The sequence below is a fragment of the Rahnella perminowiae genome (assembly GCF_019049755.1).
Classification (GTDB): domain Bacteria; phylum Pseudomonadota; class Gammaproteobacteria; order Enterobacterales; family Enterobacteriaceae; genus Rahnella; species Rahnella perminowiae.
In genome coordinates, this window is the sequence record NZ_JAFMOS010000305.1 from 1 (window position 1) to 4,136 (window position 4,136).

A 4,136-nucleotide genomic window follows, 5' to 3' on the forward strand; every position below is an offset into this window, starting at 1 on the left:
GTTTGCTGACCCGCGTGTCGCGTGTCATGCCTTGAAAGATGTCATCTAAATTAAATCCTTTTACACATCAGCATTGTCCCAAAGTCTTTCAATCGCTGATCATCTGCGCAGGGTTGAGATCACCCGCCGCGCGGGCTGTGCTAAACTGACGCTCGCCACATTTGTCCTGGTAACTCATTTCGCCAAAGCACAAAGGATTTAATCGGTTATGCCAATGCGTAAAGCACATTTCGTTCGCCTTCTTCCTCTTGCAAGTTTAGTTCTTGCCGCCTGTTCCATAAATGCACCCAAAGGCCCGGCAACCAGCCCGACCTCTGCGCAATGGCGTGAGCATGAAGCTCAGGTTAAACAGCTTGAGCATTATCAGACCCGTGGCTCTTTCGCTTATCTTTCTGATAAGCAAAAAGTTTATGCGCGCTTCTTCTGGCAACAATATTCCCCGGACAGCTATCGTCTGTTGCTGACCAATCCGCTGGGCAGTACGGAAATGGAATTGAAAGTGCAAAGCGGGATTGCGCAGCTGACCAACAATGAAGGCAAGCATTACACCAGTGATAATCCGGATGACATGATCCAGAAGCTGACCGGTATGTCGATTCCGCTGGCTAATCTGCGTTTGTGGATGCTCGGTTTGCCAGGTGACGGCACCGATTTCACACTCGACAGCCAGTACCGCCTGTCACAAGTTAAGTTCACGCAGAACGGAAAACCGGGTACCGTGGTGTATCAGAGTTATGACGAAGATGCCAAACCGTCCCTCCCGCAACGTCTGGAAATGACCCAGGGCGAACAGCGTATCAAGCTCAAAATGGATAACTGGACGCTAAACTGATATGACGCAGCAATGGTGGCCTTCTCCGGCTAAACTCAATTTGTTTCTTTATATCACCGGACAGCGTCCGGATGGCTACCATAATCTGCAGACCCTGTTTCAGTTTGTAGATTATGGTGACAGCCTGAGTTTTAACGTCCGCGCCGACGGCAATATCGTGCTGGCCACACCTGTTGAAGGCGTGGCGGATGCAGACAATCTGGTGACACGTGCCGCACGTCTTCTGCAACAGTACACGGGCACGTCTCAGGGCGCAGACATTACATTGCAAAAACGTATTCCGATGGGGGGCGGTCTGGGGGGGGGGTCTTCCAATGCCGCCACCGTGCTGGTGGCACTGAATGCAATTTGGAACTGCGGCCTTTCCGATCCTCAACTGGCTCAAATAGGGGTGACGCTGGGTGCGGATGTGCCCGTCTTTGTGATGGGCCATGCTGCGTTTGCTGAAGGCATCGGCGAGATCTTACAGCCGGTCGAACCGGCAGAAAAATGGTATCTGATTGCACATCCGGGTGTCAGTATTCCGACGCCGGTGATTTTTGGTGATCCTGATCTGACCAGAAATACACCAAAACGCACTGTTAATGTGCTTTTGGACACGCCTTACGCAAATGATTGCGAACCGATTGCGAGAAAACGTTTTTACGAGGTTGAACAGCTACTTTCTTGGCTGTTAGAATACGCGCCGTCGCGACTGACCGGAACCGGTGCCTGTGTGTTTGCAGAATTCAACACCGAATCTGCCGCCCGTCATGTTTTAGATAAAACACCGTCGTGGAGTCGGGGTTTTATCGCACAAGGTGTTAATGTATCGCCATTACACCGTTTTCGTGACGTCTGGTTGAGAACTGCGGGCAAAGCGTAGAGAGTCACAGAGATTTTGTGTCTGTTCTTTGCCAGCCAATTATTCAACAGATTTAAGTAGTAAGATTTAGAAGTATCGTGAGCATAATGCTTTGGTACCGCTCACCGCCCGGTGGTGCCAAAAGCCAATGTCTTCCCTGGACGCAAGCCTGAGGTTCTTCTCGTGCCTGATATGAAGCTTTTTGCTGGTAACGCCACCCCGGAACTAGCACAACGTATTGCCAACCGTTTATACACCAGCCTTGGTGACGCCGCCGTCAGTCGTTTCAGCGACGGCGAAGTAAGCGTGCAAATTAACGAAAATGTACGTGGCGGAGATATTTTCATTATCCAGTCCACCTGCGCGCCTACTAACGATAACCTGATGGAACTGGTGGTCATGGTTGATGCCTTACGCCGCGCCTCCGCTGGTCGTATCACCGCCGTTATCCCTTACTTCGGCTATGCACGTCAGGATCGCCGGGTGCGTTCTGCCCGTGTGCCTATTACCGCTAAAGTTGTGGCTGATTTTCTGTCCAGCGTTGGCGTTGACCGTGTTCTGACTGTAGACCTGCATGCAGAGCAAATTCAGGGTTTCTTCGATGTGCCTGTAGACAACGTTTTCGGCAGCCCTATCCTGCTCGAAGATATGCTGCAACAGAACCTGGAAAACCCGATTGTTGTTTCTCCGGACATCGGCGGTGTTGTCCGCGCCCGTGCCGTTGCAAAACTGCTGAACGACACTGATATGGCTATTATTGATAAACGTCGTCCACGCGCAAACGTTTCTCAGGTAATGCACATTATTGGTGATGTCGCCGGTCGTGACTGTGTACTGGTTGATGACATGATCGATACCGGTGGCACGCTGTGTAAAGCGGCTGAAGCACTGAAAGAACGCGGTGCTAAACGCGTGTTCGCGTATGCCACTCACCCGATCTTCTCCGGAAATGCAGTAGAAAACATCAAAAACTCCGTGATCGACGAAGTGATTGTATGTGACACCATCCCGCTGTCCGCAGAAATCCGTGCACTGAAAAAAGTACGTACCCTGACCCTGTCAGGCATGCTGGCTGAGGCTATCCGCCGCATCAGCAATGAAGAATCCATTTCTGCAATGTTCGAGCATTAATCATCATGCCCCTGTGTTCAGGGGGCATTTTGCTTTTGCAGAACCTGAAATGCAAAAACCGTTATCGCGAAAGCGACAACGGTTTTTTTATGACCCGGAACATCAGAACATTCTCTGATACACTCAGGAATGACGGTGTGATTTACCGTTCGTGCAGCGGGAATCGAAATGACGCACCCACCAGTACCTGTCTGCAACACGCTCTTGCCCACCGACTCTGGCACCGGCCAGCCATAAAATAGCACCGATAAAGATACTCCCAATGGCTCCGTGGGCCAGAAATTGCGGTAACCCCAGTTCAGGCATCTGATTCAGGATAGAATAACCAACACCACCGACCATTGTGAGCAAACCGAGTCCCATCAGGCCATTGCCGATTATTGTTGCGGTTTTACGTTTCATAAGTCACCTCCGGTTGTCGATAGTCTTAGCATCATTGCTGTCTTGTCTTTTCCTGCCTTTAACTATAGACGTCCCATCCGGTTCACTTTGCGGTCATGATCACAGACAGAGCATATTGAATGACAAATCTTTACGTTTTCCAGACAGATACGTTCGAAAGGTTAATAGTCAGCGCCATGAACTATTCAGTTTCTGATGCATCGGCAGGAATTAACGCTGCCAGGTGTTTGGCACAACCACCAGCGACAGGTAAACTAGCCCGCTACACCTCACCGGATTAAAGAAGCGAACATCGTGAGCAGCATTAAATTGATCGTTGGGCTGGCCAATCCCGGCGCAGAGTACGCCCAGACCCGCCATAACGCCGGCGCCTGGTACGTCGACCTTCTCGCCCGTCAGCACAATCAGCAACTGAAAGAAGAAAGTAAGTTTTTTGGTTACACCGCCCGACTGTCACTGGCAGGTCAGGATGTCCGGCTGCTGGTGCCGACCACCTTTATGAACCTCAGCGGTAAAGCAGTTCTGGCGATGGCTCAGTTTTATCGCATTGAGCCGGATGAAATTCTGGTGGCACATGATGAGCTGGATATCCCACCCGGTATGGCGAAAATCAAACTGGGTGGCGGCAATGGTGGCCATAACGGCCTGAAAGATATTCAGAGTAAATTCGGCAATAACCCGAACTTTTACCGTCTGCGTATCGGTATCGGTCATCCTGGCGATAAAAGTAAAGTGGTAGGATTTGTGCTGGGTAAGCCACCGGCCAGCGAACAGAAGCTAATCGACGATGCGATTGATGAATCACTGCGCTGTACTGAGTTGCTGATGAAAGAAGGTTTGGAAAAAACCATGCGTCGGTTACATACTTTTAAAGCAGAGCTTTAAACACCACTTTGCGATCAGTACTGACGATAACGGGCGCAAATG

Annotated in this window: 5 protein-coding genes; 4 read left to right on the forward strand and 1 reads right to left on the reverse strand. The window is 50.5% G+C overall.

The window, feature by feature from the left end; genetic code table 11:
- Positions 1–208: 208 nt before the first annotated feature.
- From lolB to prs, 3 genes are all read left to right on the forward strand, one after another.
- On the forward strand, positions 209–832 hold the full coding sequence (gene lolB / locus J1785_RS02815) for a lipoprotein insertase outer membrane protein LolB (protein ID WP_129951343.1): 624 nt from the start codon (positions 209–211) through the stop codon (positions 830–832).
- Between the two features lies 1 nt (position 833).
- Positions 834–1,697: a 4-(cytidine 5'-diphospho)-2-C-methyl-D-erythritol kinase gene (ispE, locus tag J1785_RS02820; RefSeq protein ID WP_217218764.1), complete on the forward strand. Its 864-nt coding sequence runs from the start codon at positions 834–836 to the stop codon at positions 1,695–1,697.
- Positions 1,698–1,859: 162 nt separating this feature from the next.
- The gene (gene prs / locus J1785_RS02825; protein WP_013575591.1) at positions 1,860–2,807 is read left to right on the forward strand and encodes a ribose-phosphate diphosphokinase; all 948 of its coding nucleotides are present in this window, start codon (positions 1,860–1,862) and stop codon (positions 2,805–2,807) included.
- A gap of 123 nt (positions 2,808–2,930) precedes the next feature.
- Here the strand turns inward: prs and ychH are convergent, their stop codons facing one another.
- Positions 2,931–3,209, reverse strand: coding sequence for a stress-induced protein YchH (ychH, locus tag J1785_RS02830; RefSeq protein WP_129951345.1), 279 nt, complete (start codon positions 3,207–3,209; stop codon positions 2,931–2,933).
- Between the two features lie 294 nt (positions 3,210–3,503).
- Between ychH and pth the strand changes: the two genes are divergently transcribed.
- Positions 3,504–4,094 carry an aminoacyl-tRNA hydrolase gene (gene pth, locus J1785_RS02835; RefSeq protein ID WP_037034067.1) on the forward strand — a complete coding sequence of 197 codons (591 nt, stop codon included), beginning with the start codon at positions 3,504–3,506 and terminating at the stop codon, positions 4,092–4,094.
- The last annotated feature ends 42 nt before the right edge of the window (positions 4,095–4,136 follow it).

Bases quoted from the DNA above. Each gene is read 5' to 3' on its own strand.
- ychH (WP_129951345.1), bottom strand. From the start codon at position 3,209: ATGAAACGTAAAACCGCAACAATAATCGGCAATGGCCTGATGGGACTC.
- lolB (WP_129951343.1), top strand. From the start codon at position 209: ATGCCAATGCGTAAAGCACATTTCGTTCGCCTTCTTCCTCTTGCAAGT.
- ispE (WP_217218764.1), top strand. From the start codon at position 834: ATGACGCAGCAATGGTGGCCTTCTCCGGCTAAACTCAATTTGTTTCTT.